Source organism: Micromonospora sp. NPDC000316 (assembly GCF_042898885.1).
Taxonomy (GTDB): Bacteria; Actinomycetota; Actinomycetes; order Mycobacteriales; family Micromonosporaceae; genus Micromonospora.
This window is the reverse complement of sequence record NZ_JBIAZG010000003.1, coordinates 182,966-200,577: the sequence shown is the minus strand read 5'-3', so window position 1 is coordinate 200,577 and position 17,612 is coordinate 182,966. Positions and strand designations below refer to the sequence as shown.

General features: G+C 72.7%; 18 protein-coding genes and 1 riboswitch. Of the genes, 12 read left to right on the top strand and 6 right to left on the bottom strand.

From position 1 onward, the window contains the following. Positions 1-11: 11 nt before the first annotated feature. From ACFY2Q_RS09160 to fabF, 5 genes are all read left to right on the top strand, one after another. Positions 12-1,328 carry a PucR family transcriptional regulator gene (locus ACFY2Q_RS09160; protein WP_387128685.1) on the top strand — a complete coding sequence of 439 codons (1,317 nt, stop codon included), beginning with the start codon at positions 12-14 and terminating at the stop codon, positions 1,326-1,328. Positions 1,329-1,406: 78 nt separating this feature from the next. After that, positions 1,407-2,360: an ACP S-malonyltransferase gene (locus ACFY2Q_RS09155; RefSeq protein ID WP_387128683.1), complete on the top strand. Its 954-nt coding sequence runs from the start codon at positions 1,407-1,409 to the stop codon at positions 2,358-2,360. After that, positions 2,357-3,301 (top strand): beta-ketoacyl-ACP synthase III, encoded by a 945-nt coding sequence (locus ACFY2Q_RS09150; protein ID WP_387128682.1) that lies wholly within the window; start codon positions 2,357-2,359, stop codon positions 3,299-3,301. The genes ACFY2Q_RS09155 and ACFY2Q_RS09150 overlap by 4 nt, the downstream gene beginning before the upstream one ends. Before the next feature lie 84 nt (positions 3,302-3,385). Beyond that, positions 3,386-3,625 carry an acyl carrier protein gene (locus ACFY2Q_RS09145; protein ID WP_053653162.1) on the top strand — a complete coding sequence of 80 codons (240 nt, stop codon included), beginning with the start codon at positions 3,386-3,388 and terminating at the stop codon, positions 3,623-3,625. Between the two features lie 2 nt (positions 3,626-3,627). Beyond that, positions 3,628-4,854, top strand: coding sequence for a beta-ketoacyl-ACP synthase II (gene fabF, locus ACFY2Q_RS09140; RefSeq protein WP_387128680.1), 1,227 nt, complete (start codon positions 3,628-3,630; stop codon positions 4,852-4,854). 75 nt (positions 4,855-4,929) lie between these two features. On the opposite strand, the gene ACFY2Q_RS09135 is transcribed toward fabF, so the two are convergent. The 3 genes from ACFY2Q_RS09135 to ACFY2Q_RS09125 all read right to left on the bottom strand — a co-directional run bounded on the left by ACFY2Q_RS09135 (position 4,930) and on the right by ACFY2Q_RS09125 (position 7,536). Further along, complete coding sequence (locus ACFY2Q_RS09135) at positions 4,930-5,148, bottom strand: hypothetical protein (protein WP_387128678.1); 219 nt, start codon at positions 5,146-5,148, stop codon at positions 4,930-4,932. A gap of 68 nt (positions 5,149-5,216) precedes the next feature. Then, a complete protein-coding gene (locus ACFY2Q_RS09130) occupies positions 5,217-6,941 on the bottom strand; it encodes a glycoside hydrolase family 3 protein (RefSeq protein ID WP_387128676.1) in 1,725 nt (574 codons plus the stop codon). Positions 6,942-7,044: 103 nt separating this feature from the next. Continuing rightward, entirely contained in the window at positions 7,045-7,536 is a 492-nt protein-coding gene (locus tag ACFY2Q_RS09125) for a DUF3145 domain-containing protein (RefSeq protein ID WP_387128675.1), read from the bottom strand. Between the two features lie 308 nt (positions 7,537-7,844). Between ACFY2Q_RS09125 and ACFY2Q_RS09120 the strand changes: the two genes are divergently transcribed. After that, the gene (locus tag ACFY2Q_RS09120; protein WP_030330285.1) at positions 7,845-8,174 is read left to right on the top strand and encodes a hypothetical protein; all 330 of its coding nucleotides are present in this window, start codon (positions 7,845-7,847) and stop codon (positions 8,172-8,174) included. Positions 8,175-8,286: 112 nt separating this feature from the next. Here the strand turns inward: ACFY2Q_RS09120 and ACFY2Q_RS09115 are convergent, their stop codons facing one another. Then, a complete protein-coding gene (locus ACFY2Q_RS09115) occupies positions 8,287-8,898 on the bottom strand; it encodes a carbonic anhydrase (protein WP_387128673.1) in 612 nt (203 codons plus the stop codon). A gap of 192 nt (positions 8,899-9,090) precedes the next feature. Here ACFY2Q_RS09115 and ACFY2Q_RS09110 point away from each other — a divergent pair, with 192 nt between their 5' ends. From ACFY2Q_RS09110 to ACFY2Q_RS09095, 4 genes are all read left to right on the top strand, one after another. Further along, positions 9,091-10,059 (top strand): alpha/beta fold hydrolase, encoded by a 969-nt coding sequence (locus ACFY2Q_RS09110; protein WP_387128671.1) that lies wholly within the window; start codon positions 9,091-9,093, stop codon positions 10,057-10,059. A 107-nt stretch (positions 10,060-10,166) separates the two neighbouring features. Next, entirely contained in the window at positions 10,167-12,290 is a 2,124-nt protein-coding gene (locus tag ACFY2Q_RS09105) for a HelD family protein (protein WP_387128669.1), read from the top strand. Between the two features lie 105 nt (positions 12,291-12,395). Then, positions 12,396-13,313, top strand: coding sequence for a cation diffusion facilitator family transporter (locus ACFY2Q_RS09100; protein ID WP_387128667.1), 918 nt, complete (start codon positions 12,396-12,398; stop codon positions 13,311-13,313). A 142-nt stretch (positions 13,314-13,455) separates the two neighbouring features. Continuing rightward, positions 13,456-13,587, top strand: a riboswitch (cyclic di-AMP (ydaO/yuaA leader). Between the two features lie 5 nt (positions 13,588-13,592). Beyond that, a complete protein-coding gene (locus ACFY2Q_RS09095; RefSeq protein WP_387128665.1) occupies positions 13,593-14,660 on the top strand; it encodes a coiled-coil domain-containing protein in 1,068 nt (355 codons plus the stop codon). A gap of 58 nt (positions 14,661-14,718) precedes the next feature. Here ACFY2Q_RS09095 and ACFY2Q_RS09090 read toward each other — a convergent pair whose 3' ends face one another. Next, a complete protein-coding gene (locus ACFY2Q_RS09090; RefSeq protein ID WP_387128664.1) occupies positions 14,719-15,186 on the bottom strand; it encodes an SRPBCC family protein in 468 nt (155 codons plus the stop codon). 186 nt (positions 15,187-15,372) lie between these two features. On the opposite strand from ACFY2Q_RS09090, the gene ACFY2Q_RS09085 reads away from it, so the two are divergent. Continuing rightward, positions 15,373-16,335 carry a 1-phosphofructokinase family hexose kinase gene (locus ACFY2Q_RS09085; RefSeq protein WP_387129116.1) on the top strand — a complete coding sequence of 321 codons (963 nt, stop codon included), beginning with the start codon at positions 15,373-15,375 and terminating at the stop codon, positions 16,333-16,335. Then, positions 16,332-17,159: a 5'/3'-nucleotidase SurE gene (surE, locus tag ACFY2Q_RS09080; RefSeq protein WP_387128662.1), complete on the top strand. Its 828-nt coding sequence runs from the start codon at positions 16,332-16,334 to the stop codon at positions 17,157-17,159. Before ACFY2Q_RS09085 ends, surE begins: the two co-directional genes overlap by 4 nt. 19 nt (positions 17,160-17,178) lie before the next feature. On the opposite strand, the gene ACFY2Q_RS09075 is transcribed toward surE, so the two are convergent. Continuing rightward, positions 17,179-17,541 (bottom strand): STAS domain-containing protein, encoded by a 363-nt coding sequence (locus ACFY2Q_RS09075; RefSeq protein ID WP_387128660.1) that lies wholly within the window; start codon positions 17,539-17,541, stop codon positions 17,179-17,181. Between the last annotated feature and the right edge of the window lie 71 nt (positions 17,542-17,612).

The window sequence follows — 17,612 nt, the reverse complement described above, 5'->3', positions numbered from 1 at the left end:
GCAGCGGCCGGTTGACCGGTGCCGGCGTGGGTGGCCTGCTCACGACATGTCAGGCTAGGGCGGTGAGTGCGCCCGGCGGTGGAGATCTGACGGCCACGCTGCGCCGGATCGAACGTTCGGCGGGGGCGTTGGCCACCGCCAGCGTGGCCCGGATGGACGAGACGCTGCCGTGGTTCCGCGCCCTGCCGGCCGACCAGCGCTCCTGGGTGACGCTTGTGGCCCAGGCGGGCGTCCGGTCGCTTGTGGAGTGGCTGCGTGACGGCGGCGGCACGGCCGACAGCACGCAGGAGGTCTCCGACGATGTCTTCGCCGCCGCGCCGCTGGCGCTGGCCCGGTCGATCGCCCTTCAGCAGACCGTGGCGCTGATCAAGGTGACCATCGACGTGGTCGAGGAGCAGGTGTCGCACCTGGCCGTCGAGGGTGAGGAGCAGCAGCTGCGCGAGGCGGTGCTGCGCTTCAGCCGGGAGATCGCGTTCTCGGCCGCACGGGTGTACGCGCGGGCCGCCGAGTCACGCGGCGCGTGGGACGCGAGGTTGCAGGCCCTGCTTGTCGACGCCCTGCTGCGCGGCGACTCGCCGGACGTGCTGGCCAGCCGCGCGGCCGCGTTGGGGTGGGCGGACGCGCCGCCGGTCGCGGTGGCGGTCGGCCGTTCCCCTGGTGGGGAGGTGTCGGCGGTGCTGCACGTCGTCTACCGGCTGGCCCGGCGGATCGACGTCGAGGTGATCGGCGGTGTGCACGGCGACCGGCTGGTGATCGTGCTGGGCGGCGCGGCGGACCCGTTGCGCGCCACGGGCAAGCTGCTGGACGCGTTCGGGGACGGGCCGGTGGTGGTCGGTCCGGCCGTACCCAGTCTGGACGAGGCGACGTCGTCGGCGCGGGCCGCGCTGGCCGGTTTCCGGGCGGCGCCAGCGTGGCCGGCGGCCCCGCGGCCGGTGCCGGCCGACGACCTGTTGCCGGAGCGTGCCCTCGCCGGGGACGCGGAGGCGCGTCGTCAGCTACGTCATGACGTGTACGCGACGCTGGTCCGTGCCGGTGGCGAGTTGCTGGAGACTCTGGACGCCTTCCTCGCCGCCGGTGGCACGCTGGAGAGCGCCGCGCGTGCGCTGTTCGTGCACCCGAACACGGTGCGGTACCGGCTGCGCCGCATCGCCGAGGTGACAGGCTTCTCGCCGCTGTCGCCGCGGGACGCGTTCGCCCTGCAGGTGGCGTTGACTGTCGGTCGGCTGGACCCGGTGGTCCCGATCGCCCCGTCCGTGCCGACCCAGACATTGACCCCGGCCAACCGGAAATCCCCCCAAACCAGCGATGATACCGACCGATCTTTGTAGGAAACCTCCAAAGGTTCTAGTGCGGTTTGGTCGGGGCCGGCACAGCGTTCCTCACGTGTATCCGGAAGAGTCATAGGGGTGCTCGCCGTACTTAGTCCCGGCCAGGGTTCCCAGAAACCCGGCTTCCTGACCCCCTGGCTCGACCTGACCGGCACCGAGGCACGCCTGCGGTGGTGGTCCGCGTTGGCCGGCGTCGACCTGGTACACCTGGGCACTGACGCCGACGCCGACGAGATCAAGGACACGGCCCGCACCCAGCCGCTGCTCGTCGCCGCCGCGCTGCTCGCCGCCGAGCACCTGCCGCTGCACGACGTGGCGGTGACCGCCGGGCACAGCGTCGGCGAGCTGGGCGCCGCGGCGCTGGCCGGGGTGCTGTCGGCCGAGACGGCGATCACCCTCGCCGGTGTGCGGGGCCGGGAGATGGCTGCGGCGTGCGCGCTGGAGCCGACCGGGATGGCCGCCGTGCTCGGTGGGGACCCGGACGAGGTCCTCGCCTCGATCGCGGGGCACGGTCTGCACCCGGCCAATCGCAACGGCGCCGGTCAGATCGTCGCCGCCGGCGCGCTGGACGGCCTGGACAAGCTCGCCGCCGAGCGACCGTCGAAGGCCCGCGTCATCCGGCTTCAGGTAGCGGGCGCGTTCCACACCCCGTACATGGCCCCGGCCGAGACCGCGCTGGCCTCGGTGGCCGCCGGGATCACCCAGGCCAACCCGGAGCGGATCCTGCTGTCGAACCTCGACGGCACGGCGGTCAGCGACGGCCGGGTCATGGTGCAGCGTCTGGTCCGCCAGGTCACCGCCCCGGTCCGCTGGGACCTGTGCATGCGCACCCTGGCCGACCTCGGTGTGACCGGGGTGATCGAGCTGCCTCCGGCCGGCACCCTCGCCGGGCTGGTGAAGCGGGAGCTCAAGGGCGACGGCGCGCCTGAGATCGTCACCCTGAACACGCCCGACGACCTGCCGGCCGCGCGGGATCTGATCGCCCGGCACGGCACGTCGGGCTCGCTCGCCCCCATCGGAGGACATTCATGACCGGCAGTCGCATCGTCTCGATGGGGCACTACCAGCCCTCGCGGGTGGTGACGAACGACGACATCGCCCAGCTCGTCGACACCAGCGACGAGTGGATCCGGGACCGGGTCGGCATCGTGACCCGGCGGATCGCCGACAGTGAGACGGTGGCCGACATGGCCGCCGCCGCCGCCGGCAAGGCACTTGCCAACTCCGGGTTGAGTGCCGCCGACATCGACCTGGTCGTGGTCGCCACCTGCTCGTCGATCGACCGCAGCCCCAACGTGGCCTGCCGGGTCGCCGCGAAGCTGGGCATCGCCGCTCCTGGCGCGTACGACGTCAACACCGCCTGCTCGGGCTTCGCCTACGCGCTGGGCACCGTCGACCACGCCATCCGGGCCGGAGCGTCCCGCAACGCCATAGTCATCGGCGCGGAGAAGCTGTCCGACTTCACCGACTGGACCGACCGCTCCACCTGCATCATCTTCGGTGACGGCGCCGGTGCCGCGGTGGTCACCGCCACTGCCGACGACGAGCCCGCCGGCATCGGCCCGGTGGTCTGGGGTTCGGTGCCGGAGAAGGGCGACGCGGTCCGCATCGAGGGCTGGCGCCCGTACATCCAGCAGGAGGGGCAGTCGGTGTTCCGCTGGGCCACCACCGCGCTGGCGCCGCTCGCCCTCCAGGCGTGCGAACGCGCCGGGGTCGAGCCGTCGGAGCTTGCCGCGTTCGTGCCGCACCAGGCCAACGGCCGGATCATCGACGGCATCGCCAAGCGGCTCAACATCCCCAACGCGATCATCGCGAAGGACATGGTGGAGTCGGGCAACACCTCAGCGGCGAGCGTGCCGCTGGCCCTGTCCAAGCTTGTCGAGCGGCGGGAGGTGCCCTCGGGCGCCCCGGTGCTGCTGTTCGGCTTCGGCGGTGGCCTGACCTACGCCGGTCAGGTCGTCCGCTGCCCCTGAAACCCCCTCGGGCGCGTACGCGTCGAGGAGCGGCGGTCGGCGATGCTGGCCGCCGGAGATCCCCTATGAGAGGAACCAACCGCAATGACCCGTGACGAGATCACCACCGGCCTCGCCGAGATCCTCGAAGAGGTTGCCGGGGTGAACCCGGACGACGTGGCCGAGGGGAAGTCCTTCACCGACGACCTCGATGTCGACTCGCTCTCCATGGTGGAGGTCGTGGTGGCGGCTGAGGAGAAGTTCGGTGTCAAGATCCCGGACAACGAGGTGCAGAACCTCAAGACCGTCGGGGACGCCGTCAGCTACATCGAGGCGCAGTCCTGATCATGAGTCGTCCTGACGTCGTCGTCACCGGGCTCGGCGCGACGACCCCGCTCGGCGGGGACGTCGCGTCGACCTGGGACGCCATGCTTGCCGGCCGCTCCGGGGTGAGTGCCCTCACCCAGGAGTGGGCCGCGCAACTGCCCGTCCGGATCGCCGCGCAGCTGGCCGTGGAGCCGTCGGAGGTTCTGGACCGCGTCCGGCTGCGCCGGTTGGACCGCTCCGAGGCGATCGCCATCATCGCCGCACAGCAGGCGTGGGCGGATGCCGGCCTGGCCGACTCCGGCCTCGACGGGGAGCGGCTCGCGGTCAGCATCGGCTCCGGCATCGGCGGCGCCACCACACTGCTCGCCCAGGACGACATCCTGGAGGCATCCGGGCCGCGGCGGGTCTCCCCGCACACCATCCCGATGCTGATGCCGAACGGTCCGGCCGCCTGGGTCGGGCTGGAGCTGGGCGCCAAGGCCGGCGTGCACACGGTGGCCAGCGCCTGCGCCACTGGCGCCGAGGCGATCGCGCTGGGTCTGGACATCATCCGCGCCGGCCGGGCCGACGTGGTGGTGGCCGGCGGCACCGAGGCGGTCATCCACCCGCTGCCGATCGCCGGGTTCAGCTCGATGCGGGCCATGTCGACCCGCAACGACGACCCGGAGCGGGCTTCCCGCCCGTGGGACAAGGGCCGTGACGGCTTCGTCCTCGGCGAGGGCGCCGGCGTCATCGTGTTGGAGCGGGCCGATCACGCCGCCGCCCGGGGTGCCCGGGTGTACGCGCGCCTCGCCGGCTCGGGCATCACCTCCGACGCGTACGACATCGTGCAGCCGCACGCCGAGGGTGAGGGCGCCATCCGGGCCATCGCCAAGGCCATCGCGGACGCGGACATCGCCAAGCAGGACATCGTGCACGTCAACGCGCACGCCACGTCGACCCCGGTCGGCGACATGCTGGAGATCGGCGCGCTGCACAAGGCGCTCGGCGATCACCCGGTGCTGGCGGCGACCAAGTCGATGACCGGTCACCTGCTCGGTGCGGCCGGCGCGCTGGAGTCGATCGCCACGATCCTCGCCATCCGCGACGGCGTCGTTCCGCCGACGATCAACCTGGACGACCCGGACGACGGCCTCAGCCTGGACGTGGCCACCCAGAAGGCACGCCACATGGAGATCCCGGCCGCGTTGAACAACGCGTTCGGCTTCGGCGGCCACAACGTGGCTCTCGTCTTCACGCGAGCCTGACACCACCGCCCGCGGCAGCGGGTGAGCAGTGGCCCTGTCCTGTCGCCTGGCGACGGAACAGGGCCCGGTGTCGTTTCAGACCCGGTTACGGGGGTGCCGCTTGGCGGTGCGCTCGTTGCCCCGGCGGTAGTTACCCGTCCAGCGAGCCATCACCAGTTGCGGGTCGTCGTCGACCTCGGCGAGGAACTCCGCTGCCCGGCCGCCGCGCAGCGTGCTCGCCACCCGCCCGTGGTGCGTGATCACCACCGTGCCGTCGGCCCGCTGGTCGTACCGGAATCCCTCTGGTGCTGGCATGCGGCCGAGGGTCCCAGTTCACCTGGTCTGCCGCAACGCGATTTTCCGCGTCGCCCGGCCGTGCCGGGTCAGGTGCCGCAGGTGGTCGCGGGCAGGCCCCGCACGGCGACCGGGGACCGGCCGCCGGGGCGGGCCTTGCCGGCCAGCACGGCCGCCAGCGCGGTCATCGACGCCTTGCTGGAGGAGTACGTCGCCAGCAGCGTCGGCGACGCCGCGTCCGCCAGCACGTACGGGGTGTCCATGGCGACGGTGACCGCAGCGTCGGCGCGCAGGTCGCCTGCGCCGTCGCCGTAGCCGACCAGGTGCACGACTGTGCCTCCGCTCGCCTTCACTGTCACGCCGGCAGCGGTGAGCGCGGCGGTGAGCGTGGCCCGCGTGCCGTCCCGGCCGCCTGAGGAGGTGACGGTCACCGGCCCGGGTACCGCCTTGCCGCAGGTGCCGCGCAGCACTGTGACGGCACCGGCGGCCAGGGCGTCCGCCGCCGCCCGATGCGCCTGTGAGTTGAGCGTGGACATCTGCGCGGCCGGGGCGTCGGCGAGCCGGAACTTCATGGTCAGCACCCGGGTGACAGCCTCGACCAGTCGGGTCCGGGGCAGTGACCCCCCGCGCAGCGCGGCGAGCAGCCCGTCGTACGCCTGGCCCACGTTCGGGGTCATCAGGATCAGGTCGTTGCCCGCGTTGAGCGCCCGAACGGCGGCCTCGCCGGGGGCCCAGCGCTTCGCCGGCGGCATGTTCATCCCGTCGGTGATCACCACACCCTTGAAGCCGAGCTGACCGCGCAGCACGTCGGTGAGCAGCTTGTGCGAGAAGGTCGCCGGGATGCCGGGGTCGATGGCCCGCGCGTCCAGGTGGCCGGACATCACCGCCATGGCGCCGGCCTCGATGCCAGCGGCGAACGGCGGCCACGCGCCGCTGCGCAGCGCCTCGGCGGACTGGGTGAGCACGGGCAGGTCCTGGTGCGAGTCGTCGGCGCTGTGGCCGTGCCCCGGGAAGTGCTTGAGGGTGGCCGCGACGCCACCGGCCTGCAGACCCCGGACGGCGCCGCCGACCTGTGCGGCGGCGACCTTCGGGTCGGCGCCGTACGAGCGGGAGCCGATGACAGTGCTGCGGGTCGCCAGCACGTCGGCGACCGGGGCGAAGTCGACGTTGATCCCCATCGCGGCGAGCTCGGTGCCGGCGGCCCGCCAGGCGTTCTCGGTGAGCGTCGGGTCGCCGGCCGCCCCGGCCGCGAGGGCGCTGGGCAGCAGCGTGACCCCGTCGGTGACGCGGGTGACCACGCCGTACTCCTGGTCGGTGCCGACCAGGAAGGGTGCCGAACCGGCGGCCAGCCGGCCGGCGGCTTCGCGCAGCCCGCCGGTCAGCTCGTGCACCTGCTTGGGGTTGTCGACGTTAGTGGTCTCCTGGTTGCCCTTGGTCGGGTCGTCGGCGCTGAAGCCGACGAGGATCAGCCCGCCGAGGCGGTACTTGGCGATCATCTGGGCCGGGGTGTCGACGCCGGCAAGTGCCTGGTTGCCGGCCGCCGAGCCGGCTGAGACCTTCGTCGCCGAGTCGCCGTAGGCGTACGGCATCAGCACCTGACCGACCAGGTCCTCGTCCGAGAGCGTGGCGACGAGCGCGGCGGCCCGGGATGCCGGGTCGGTGCCCGCCGTCGCGGCGGGGGCACTCGGTGCGGCCGAGGTGCCCGCCGGGCTTGGCGTCGGGTCGGGGCGTTCCGGGGAACCCGAGCAGCCAGAGACGAGCAGGGCAGTCAGGGCGGCGACGGCGATGCCGGCGCGTCGCGGGCGAATCGGCACGCCGCCTATCCCACCAGTTCCCCCGTATCGGGGCAACTTGACCTTACCGGTCGGCGCCGCCGCAGCGGGACACGACCAGGTGAGGGCCCGGGTGGCGGCCCGTTCAGCCAACTCTGGTGAGCAACGTCACCGGCGCGCCGTCGCCCGCGTACCGGTAGGGCTCCAGGTCAGCATCCCAGGCGGTGCCCATCGCCTTGTCGAGGGCGTGTGACAGCGCTTCGGGGGCCCGGGCGGAGGCCATCAGCGCCCGCAGCCGGTCCTCGCCGAGTTGGATGTCACCAGCCGCGCCGACGGTGGCCCGGAACAGGCCACGAGCCGGCACGTACATGTAGCGCTCACCGTCGGCGCCGGGACTCGGCTCCTCGGTGACCTCGAAACGGATCATGGGCCACTGCCGAAGGGCAGCAGCCAGCTCGGCGCCCGTCCCGGGACGCCCGGTCCACCCGCACTCGGCCCGGCGTGCGCCGGGGTCGACGGGCTGAGCCGTCCACTGCAGGTTGACCGGCGCGGCTAGGACGCGCGCGATCGCCCACTCGACGTGCGAGCACACGGCGAGCGGGGTCGAGTGGACGTATACGACGCCACGCGTTGGCACGGTGACCTCCCGGAGAGCGAGGTGCGTCTTCCCCTACGACCTCGGCCACCCAGGTGGTTGCTGCAACACATGATGACTCCTGTGACGGATGGTGCGCCAGGGAATCGGCAAATTCGCTGGCCGGAATAGCCGGACGGGTGGCCGCGGTTGTCTCAGGGGACACCGCGACGACCAGCCAGATGTCGTGGTCCTGTACAGTTCCATCGGCGGCTTCTGCCGCGTTACACCTCCGCGGGCCGACCCAGCGTCGCCCGCACACAGCCCCCGGACGTCCCAGTCCTCCCGTACGTCTTGCAAGGAGTACCTCCGTGGCGAGCAACACCTCTAAGACCGCGCGCGCGTCCGTCCGGGCCGGCCAGGCTGGCCAGGGTGGCGCCCTCAGCGTGCTGGGCGAGTTCAAGTACCTCATCCCGCTCAACGGCGGCAAGCACGCCTACGTGCGCAACCTGACCAACGGCAAGACCGCGCACCTGCGCACCGACTCCGACGCCTTCGTCGAGGAGATCCGCGTGCTGGCCGCCGCCGGCCACGCCGCCAAGATCCGGGCGGAGATCAACAACCTGGCCGCCACCCACCCGGGTGACGGCTGGGAGGCCACCGAGAAGCGCCTGGTCGCGGCCGGTGTCTTCGAGGGCTGAGCCCTCCCCCACCGCATCAACGAACCGCCCGTCGGGACTTTCCCGGCGGGCGGTTTCGCGTCCCCTTCGCCCCGGGCCGTCCGCACCGGCGGCAATCCAGGCCGGGCCGGGTTCAGGGCGGGTCGAGCAGAGCGACCTCACCGGTGGCCAGGTCGTAGAGACTGCCGACGACTGCCACCCGGCCGGCGGCGACCGGCTCCGCCAGCGCGGCGTCGTGGCGCAGCGTGTGCACCGTACGCCGGACGTGCCGGCGGATCGCCAACGGATGCACCGCCGGATCGTCGAGCCCCGCCTCGACGACCGCCGGGGCGATCTCGTCGACCAGGTGGGCGAGCGACCCGCCGGGCCGCTGGCCGGTGCGCAGCGCGTCCACCGCGGCGCCCACCGCACCACACCGCTCGTGGCCGAGAACCATGACCAGCGGTACGCCGAGCTGGCCGACCACGAACTCGATGGAGCCGCGCACCGCGCGGTCCAGTACGTGCCCGCCGGTGCGGATCACGCAGATCGCGCCGAATGTCTGGTCGAAGATCGCCTCCAACGGCACCCGCGAGTCGATGCAGCCGAGCACCACCGCGTACGGCTGCTGGTCGCCGGAGGCTGCCGCCGCGGCCGTCACGTCGTGACCGTGCACCGGCTGGCCGCTGACGAAGCGCCGGTTGCCGGCGAGCAGTTCGGCAAGCGCGGCCCGGGGCGTACCGCCGGCCTGTCGTCCCTGAGTCACCGGTCCGCCGACGGGCGGACCGGGCGTTGCCTGCGCCGAGCCCATGCCGTCCAGCTTGGCCCGCCGACGACGGGCGGGGGCGGGGTCGGGAATGTTCGCCTCGGCGCGATTGGCGTGGTGTCATGGCGGGTAGCCGGTGTTACCGCCGGGTATCCCGGTGCTTGTGGTACGTGGCGGCCCTGGGAGGTGGCGATGCCGGAGCGGTTCGAGGTCGGTCTGCCCGACGGCGTGCGGCTGCACGTCGAGACCACAGGGCCGGCGGACGCCCCGGTCACCGCCGTCCTGCTGCACGGCTGGACGCTTGACGGGCGCAGCTGGCACCGGCAACTCGACGCGCTCACCGGGCTGCCGGGCGAGGCGGTGCGGGTGGTCACCTTCGACGCGCGGGGCCACGGGCGGTCCAGTTGCATGGAGTTGCCCACCGCGACACTGGCTCAGCTCGGCGACGACCTCGCGGCGGTCATCGACACGGTGGCGCCGGCCGGCCGGGTGGTCCTGGTCGGGCACTCGCTGGGCGGTATGACGATCATGGAGTACGCCCACCGCCACCCCGCACACTTCACCGCCCGCACGGCCGGCCTGGTCTTCGTCTCGACCACCGCCGAGGGGCACACGCACACCGCCTACGGACTCTCGCCGCGGATCACCCGGCTGATCCGGCTCGCCGAGACGACAGGGGCCGGCGTGCTGGCCCGGTGCGGCTCGTGGCGGCCGCCCCGGCCGCTGCTGCGCGCACTGCAACCGAGCATCCGCTGGATGCTCTTCGGCGACCGCTGCGACCCGGCCGACATCCGGCTGGTGACCTCGGCGGTGGCCCGCGCCTCGCTGCGGTCGATCGGCGGGTTCCGCGCCTCGATCGGTGCCCAGCGCCGGCTGGACACCCTCGCCGCGCTCGCCCACCTGCCCGCCGCCGCCCTTGTCGGCGACCGGGACCGGCTCACCCCACCACCCTGCGCCGAGTCGATCGCCGCCGCGCTGCCAGCCACCGAACTGACCATCTGCTCCGGCGCCGGGCACATGCTGATGATGGAACGCCCGGACGAGGTGAACGCCGCCCTGACCGGCGTCCTGCGTCGGGTGCTCGCTGAATCGCCGCCCGACGCCTCGTGCGTCGTGCCGCCGCAGGCCAGCGACACGAGCGCCGTCGAAACGGGTGCCTGACCACGTTCCCGCACCTCGGGCGCGGCGGGCCGAAGCGAGGGCCGTACCCTTCTGCGGTTGGCCCGCGCGGTTCGCGCCGATTGCCGGCGACATCGAAGGAGCGTGCGTTGACCGACCAGACCGCCCTGGAGCAGGAGATCGCCGTCGAACAACGGCATCTCGACCGGGTGTACGCCCGACTGGCCGAGCTGCGCCAGTCGGCGGTCCGCGCCGAGCGCGACGGCTACCGGATGGCCCGGGTGGGCACGTTCGGCGCGCTCGTCGAACGCGACGCGATGGTGTTCCACGCCGCCCAGCGGCGGCACACCCTCGACGCCGAACACGAGGGACTTGTCTTCGGCCGGATGGACCTGCGGGACCGTCAGGTGCTGCACGTCGGGCGGCTCGGCATCCGCGACGAGGACGCCACCACACTTGTCGTCGACTGGCGGGCGCCGGCCGCCGCCGCGTTCTACCAGGCCACCCCGGCGCAGCCGCTGGGCGTGGTGCGACGCCGGACGATCCAGTCCCGGCGGGAGCGGGTCACCCGCATCGAAGACGACCTGCTCGACCCCACCGCCACGCCGGAGGGGATGACAGTGGTCGGCGACGGCGCGCTGCTGGCCACCCTGTCCCAGGCCACCGGCCGGGGCATGCGGGACATCGTGGCGACGATCCAACGGGAACAGGACGAGGCGATCCGGTCGCCCGGTTCCGGGGTGACGATCGTCGCCGGCGGCCCGGGCACCGGCAAGACCGCCGTCGCCCTGCACCGGGCGGCCTTCCTGCTGTACTCCGACCGCAGCCGCTACGCCGGCGGCGGCATCCTCGTGGTCGGGCCGTCCACAGTCTTCGTCGAGTACATCGCCTCGGTGCTGCCGTCGCTCGGTGAGGACACTGCGACCCTGCACTCGCTGGGCACGCTCTTCCCGGGGATGACCGCCACCCGCACCGATCCGCCGGAGGTGGCGGCGGTGAAGGGCTCGCTGCGGATGCGCCAGGTGCTGGAGCGGGCCGCCCGGGACGCGGTACCGGGTGGGCCGGGTGAGCTGCGGCTGCTCTACGGGGGCGGGTTGCTGCGGCTGGACCGCGCCGAGTTGGACGCGATCCGGGACCGCGCGCTACAGCGGGGCGCCCGCCGCAACGAGGCCCGCCGGGCGGGCTTCGACGGGATCTTCGCGGCGCTCTGGGCGCAGGCCCGTCGTCTGAACACCGGCACCGGCCGGCTGCCGGAGCAGCGGGCCTTCGAGAGCGAGGTCGCCGAGCGGGCGGAGTTCCGCGAGTTCCTCAAGGCGTGGTGGCCCCGGCTGCACCCCCGGCACGTGCTGGGCTGGCTGGCCCATCCGGACCGGCTGCGCCGGTACGCGGGCGGGATCCTGTCCGGCGCGGAGATCCGGCTGCTGGAGGCGGCGTACCAGAGTCTCGACACCGACGGCCTCACCATCGCCGACATCGCGCTGCTTGACGAGTTGGAATCGCTGCTGGGCAAGCCGGCGCAGCCGGCGCGAGCCAAGCGCGACCCGTTCCAACTCGCCGGCGGGGTCCGGGAGCTGAGCACCCTCGGCGAACGCCAGCGGGCGGCCCGCGCGGCGGCGCGGGAACGGCCGGCGGACTACCGGGACTACGCGCACGTGGTGGTGGACGAGGCGCAGGACGTCTCGCCTATGCAGTGGCGCATGGTCGGCCGGCGCGGCCGGCTCGCCTCGTGGACAGTCGTGGGCGACCCGGCGCAGACCGCGTGGACCGGCAACCCGGAGGAGCTGGCCCGGGCCCGCGACCAGGCGTTGGGCCGCCGCAAGCGGCACGACTTCACGCTTACCACCAACTACCGCAACTCGGCGGAGATCTTCGCGGTGGCGGCGGCCGAGATCCGCCGGCTCTATCCGGACCTGCCGCTGCCGAGGGCGGTCCGCTCCACGGGGGTCGACCCGGTGGAGTTGGTGGTGCCGGCGGCCGACCTGGAGGCCGCGACAGTGGAGGCGGCCACCGGACTGTTGGCCGAGGTGGACGGCACGGTCGGGGTGATCACGCCGGTCCCCCGCCGGGACGAGGTCGCCGGTTGGCTCGGCACGCTCGGCGGGTCGCGGTTGCAGGTGGTGACCAGCCTGGAGGCCAAGGGCATGGAGTACGACGGCGTGGTGCTTGTGGCGCCGAGCGAGATACGGGCGGATCCGGGGGCGGGCGTCCGCACGCTCTACGTCGCGTTGTCCCGTGCCACCCAGCGGCTCACCACCATCGACCCGACCGGCTGAATTCGATTTGGCGCGGCCCGGAGTCGACGCTGGCGCACAGTTGCATACATAGCGATGTGAGCATACATTTGACCCGATCCCGGACGACGACGGAGGGTGGGTGTCGTGGGCGCAGGTCATGACCACCACCACGCCTCGGTCGCCAATGCCGCGCACCAGCACCGGGGCCGACTCTGGGCGGCATTCGGGCTGCTCGCCACCTTGATGGTGGTCGAGGCGGTGGCCGCCCTGCGCACCGGCTCACTGGCTCTGCTCTCCGACGCCGGGCACATGTTCACCGACGTGCTCGGCATCGGGATGGCGCTGGCCGCGATCACCGCCACCCAACGGGCCACCGGCGACCCGCAACGCACCTTCGGGCTCTACCGCCTCGAGGTGCTCGCCGCCCTCGCCAACGCCGTCCTGCTCTCCGGCGTGGCGATCTACGTGGTGATCGAGGCGATCCGCCGATTCGGCGATCCGCACGAGGTGATTGCCGGCCCGATGCTCGCGGTGGCCGTGCTCGGTCTGCTCGCGAACGTGGTCGCCTTCGCCCTGCTCCGCACCGGGGCCCGGGAGAGCATCAACCTCCAGGGCGCCTACCTGGAGGTGCTCGGCGACCTGCTCGGTTCGCTCGGCGTGATCGGCGCGGCACTGCTCATCACGGTCACCGACTGGTGGTGGGCCGACCCGCTGGTCGCGGTCGCCATCGGCGTGTTCATCCTGCCGCGCACGTGGCGGCTCGGCCGTGCCGCGGTCCGCATCCTGGTGCAGGCCGCACCGGAACACCTCCAGGTCACCGCCGTGCACGACCGGCTGGCCGCCGTGCCCGGCGTCGTCGAGGTGCACGACCTGCACGTCTGGACGCTCACCTCGGGCATGGAGGTGGCCTCCGCACACCTGACCATGGCCCCGGACGCGGAGGTCGGCGCGGTGCTCAGCGCGGCGCGTACCGCCCTGCAGGAGGACTTCCGGATCGAGCACGCCACGTTGCAGATCGAACCCGGGGCGGCACCCGGAGCCTGCGGCGCCGTCGCCTGGTGACCGGCTTCTGCCCCTATTTGTCCCTTTAGTCGGAATCCTTGGTGACCGCGTGGGCACCCTCAGTCACAATTGCTGCATCAGCCCCACCGGCACCGGTAGGCTGGCTCCCGGCCACCACCCGGCGGCGCCCTCCCGGCGCCGGTGGGGGCCGCCGCCTAATCACCCGAGAGGGCGAACCGGGGAACCATGTTCCTGGGGTGCATCCGCGTCAGCGGTAGGGATCTTCCGTCCCGAACCCGTCAGCTAACCCGGTCGGCGGCTGACGGAAGGACACGCACAGTGGCACCAGCACGACCCCCCGCCGCCCGACTGGCGGCGCTCATCGTCATGATGTTCACCCTCGGCGTCGCGATCCCGGCCGGCGCAGCCTCGGCCGCTCCCCCAGGCGCCCAGCGCGCCGCCGCGGCACCAAGCGACGACGAAGAGGGTGGCACCCCGGCCCTGCGGGCCCAACTGGACGCGGCAAGCAAGGGCTACCTCGACGCGAAGCGCCTCCTGGACACCTCCATTCAGCGGCAGCAGCAACTCGCCGCCAAGCTGAAGGCCACCGAAGCCGAGATGAGCGAGCGCAACGGCAAGGTCGGTGAGATCGCCGGCGTCGCGTACCGCACCGGGCGACTCAGCACCGTCTCGGCGCTGCTCAGCACCAACACCCCCGAAGGCTTCATGGACCGGGCCGCCTCGCTGGACGTCGTCGCCGCAAACGAGGACCGCGCACTGCGCGACCTCCACGCCACCAAGGACGAGGCCAACCGCACCCGCATCGCCCTCGACGGCGAGATCCGCGAACAGCGCAAGCAGGTCGAGGTGATGGCCAAGCGCAAGGAGCAGGCCGAGCGGGCCCTCACCGTGGCAACCACCAGGTCGCAATCCACCGCCGCCGACACCAACTCCAACCGGGGCACCTCCACCGCCAACGCCAAGGCCGCGCCGCGCAACTCCGACGGCTCCTGGCCGTCCGAGTCGTGCAGCATCAACGACCCCACCCCGGCCAACGGCTGCATCACCCCACGCACCCTGCACGCCCTCAACCAGGCCAAGGCCGCAGGCTTCACCAGGTACGTCTCCTGCCACCGCTCCGGCGGCTCAGGTGAGCACCCCAAGGGCCGCGCCTGCGACTTCGCCGCGCAGAAGGGCGGCTTCGGCGGTGACGCCACAGGCGGCGACAAGACGTACGGCAACAACCTGGCCGCGTACTTCATCCGCAACGCCGACCGGCTCGCCGTGCTGTACGTGATCTGGTACAGGCAGATCTGGCTACCCAGCAGTGGGTGGAAGTCCTACAGCGGAGCGGGCGGCGACCCGTCCAGCGACCACACCAACCACGTGCACCTGTCCGTCTACTGACCCGACCTGACCCCTGCCCGGCCGGCGCCCCGCTCACGTGGGCGCCGGCCGGTGTGTGTCAGGCGGGGGTCGGGGGGTCGCCGGTGCGGTCGAGGGCCGCGCCGAGTCGGGCGGCCAGGGCCAGGTGGGCGGCTCGGGCCTGACGGAACGCGTACCGGAACAGGGGTGCCGGCGCCCGCAGGGTGATCTCCACGTCGATCCGCACCAGGCCGTCCGGCTCGGTGCGTAGCCGGGTGTGGTTGCGCACCGTTGTCGCCGGCCACTGGCGGGCCACTGTGACGATCTCGTCGTCCTCGCTGACCAGCACGTCCGCCTGGTAGGTGGTTCGGAAGCGCAGCGGGCCGGCAGCCAGCCGGTCGTTGATCGTGTAGCTGGCCCGGGCACCGTGCCGGGGCGGGACCCGGCGAACCCGGATGATCAGCGGATGCAGCTCGCCCTGGCGGGTCAGGTCGCTCAGCAAGGCCGCCGCGTCGGCGAGCGAGCAACGGGCCTGGACGGTGTAGCTGAACGTATCGCTGCTGAACACACCGGCTCCTGCCGTCGATTGTCGCACGATCGTCCCGTACCCCGGTCAGGCTGGCAACGCCCGGACGGACGCCGGCCGTTGCCCAGGCATTCGCGGTGCGTTATCACTACCGTCGGCTGTGGGGATATCACCGGTCGTGACGGAGGGCGGAGACATGAACGGCGATGCTCGGTGAGCGGGCACGTGATGGTCTTCGCGCCCACTCCGCAACTGACGGTGACGGTGGACCAGCCGAACGACCAGCCCGAACTGCACCTGCATCCCGGCGGGCAGGGCGTCTGGCAGGCCCGCATGGTGCTGTCGCTCGGGGTCGACGTGGTGCTCTGCGCCGCGTTGGGCGGGGAGATCGGCCAAGTGCTGGAGCCACTGCTGGTGAGCGAGGGCGTGGACCTCAAGGTGGTGGTCCGCGACTCCGGTAGTGGCGGGTACGTGCACGACCGTCGGGACGGCTCCCGGCAGGAGATCGCCGACGTGCCGGGGCAGCCGCTGAGCCGGCACGAGCTCGACGAGTTGTACAACCTGGCGCTCGGCGAGGGCCTCCGCGCGGAGGTGAGCGTCCTCAGTGGGCCCAACGCGCCGTGGCTCGTCCCGGCCGACGTGTACCGGCGCTTCGCCGCCGACCTCGGCGCCAACGGCAGCCGGGTGGTTGTCGACCTCTCCGGTGATCATCTTGGTGCGGCGCTGGAGGGCGGGGTGTTCTTCCTCAAGGTGAGCCACGAGGAGCTGATCCGCGACGGACGCGCCCGCAGCGACGACAGCGCGGAGCTGACCCGGGCGATGTACGAACTGCACGCCGCCGGCGCCGAGACGGTGGTGGTGAGCCGGGCCGACCAGCCGGCGCTGGCGCTCGTCGACGGGGAACTCTTCGAGGTGGAGATGCCCCGGCTGGAGGCCGCCGATCCGCGCGGCGCGGGCGACTCGATGACCGCCGGGGTGGCCGCCGTTGTCGCGCGCGGCGGGGACATCCGGACCGCCATCCGCACCGGTGCCGCAGCCGGAGCGCTCAACGTGACCCGGCACGGCCTGGGCACCGGCCGGTTGGACTCGATAACCGGGCTCGTGGAGCGGGTCCGGCTGGTCCCGGCGGACAGCCGGCCGCAGGAGCGGACCACCCCCGACGAGTTGGCCGACCGGGCGGTCGAGAAATGACACTGCGGGTGCTGATCACCAACGACGACGGGATCGCCGCGCCCGGCATCCAGGCGCTGGCCTGGGCCGCCGCGCAGCGGGGCCTGGACGTGGTGGTCGCGGCGCCGCTGGAGGAGGCGAGCGGCACCAGCGCCGCGATGAGCGCTGTGGAACGGGACGGTCGGGTGGTGGTGCACGACCATCCGCTGCCGGACCTGCCGGGTGTGCCGGCGTACGGGGTCGGCGGCTCGCCCGGGTTCATCACGTTGATCGCGCTGCACGGCGCGTTCGGCCCGCCGCCGTCCGTGGTGCTGTCCGGCATCAACCGGGGCGCGAACGCCGGCCGCGCCGTGCTGCACTCCGGCACTGTCGGTGCCGCGTTCACCGCCGCCACGAACGGCTGTCGGGCGATGGCGGTGTCGCTCGACGTGCTGTCGGCGGGTGAGGCGACGGCCGCCAGCGGTGGCGCGGCGGTCGACGCCGCAGCCCGGGTACGCGACGCCGAACGGCACTGGGGCACCGCCGCGCGGGTCGCCCTGGACCTGCTGCCCCGACTGACCGCCGGGCCGCCGGAGAGCGTGCTCAACGTCAACGCCCCCGACCTGCCGCACGGGCAGCTGCGCGGGGTGCGCCGTGGTTCGCTTGCGAGCTTCGGTCAGGTGCAGATGACTGTGGCCGAGTCGGGGCACGGCTTCGTGCGTACCTCGTTGGAGGAGCCGGGGCAGGCCGCGCAGCCCGGCACGGACGTGGCGTTGCTGGCCGGCGGGTACGCCTCGGTGACAGCCATCCGGGCGGTCACCGAGGTGGACGACGTGGACCTGACCGGCCTGGGCGAGCAGCCGTGACGGGCAGGATTGTCGGCGCTCAGGCGCCGGGCAGCACCTCGGGTGTCGCGGCGCCGGCGAAGTAGGGCTCCGGAGCGCCGAAGAGGCCGAGCAGGCCGGTCACCCAGAGCTGCCGGTGCACGAACCGGCTCGGCTCGGTGACCACGAGCTTGACGCCGCTGACCTCGGCGGTCTGGAAGCCGGCGACCATGGCGCTGATGCCTACGGAGTCGATGAAGGTGACAAGCCTCATGTTGAGCTCGATGCGACGCGGACGGCCTTTGGCCAGCACCTCCGCGATCGCTTCGCGCACCTCGTACGCTGTGTCGACGTCGATCTCGCCTCGTGGGGCGATCTCCACGACTCCACCGGACAGAACTGACTGCACGATCGACAGGCTCACGCGAGCACCTCCACTCGCCCGTCCCCCGGGCGCCTCATCAGTACGCGGGCCGCGACCGAGAGTATTCCTCC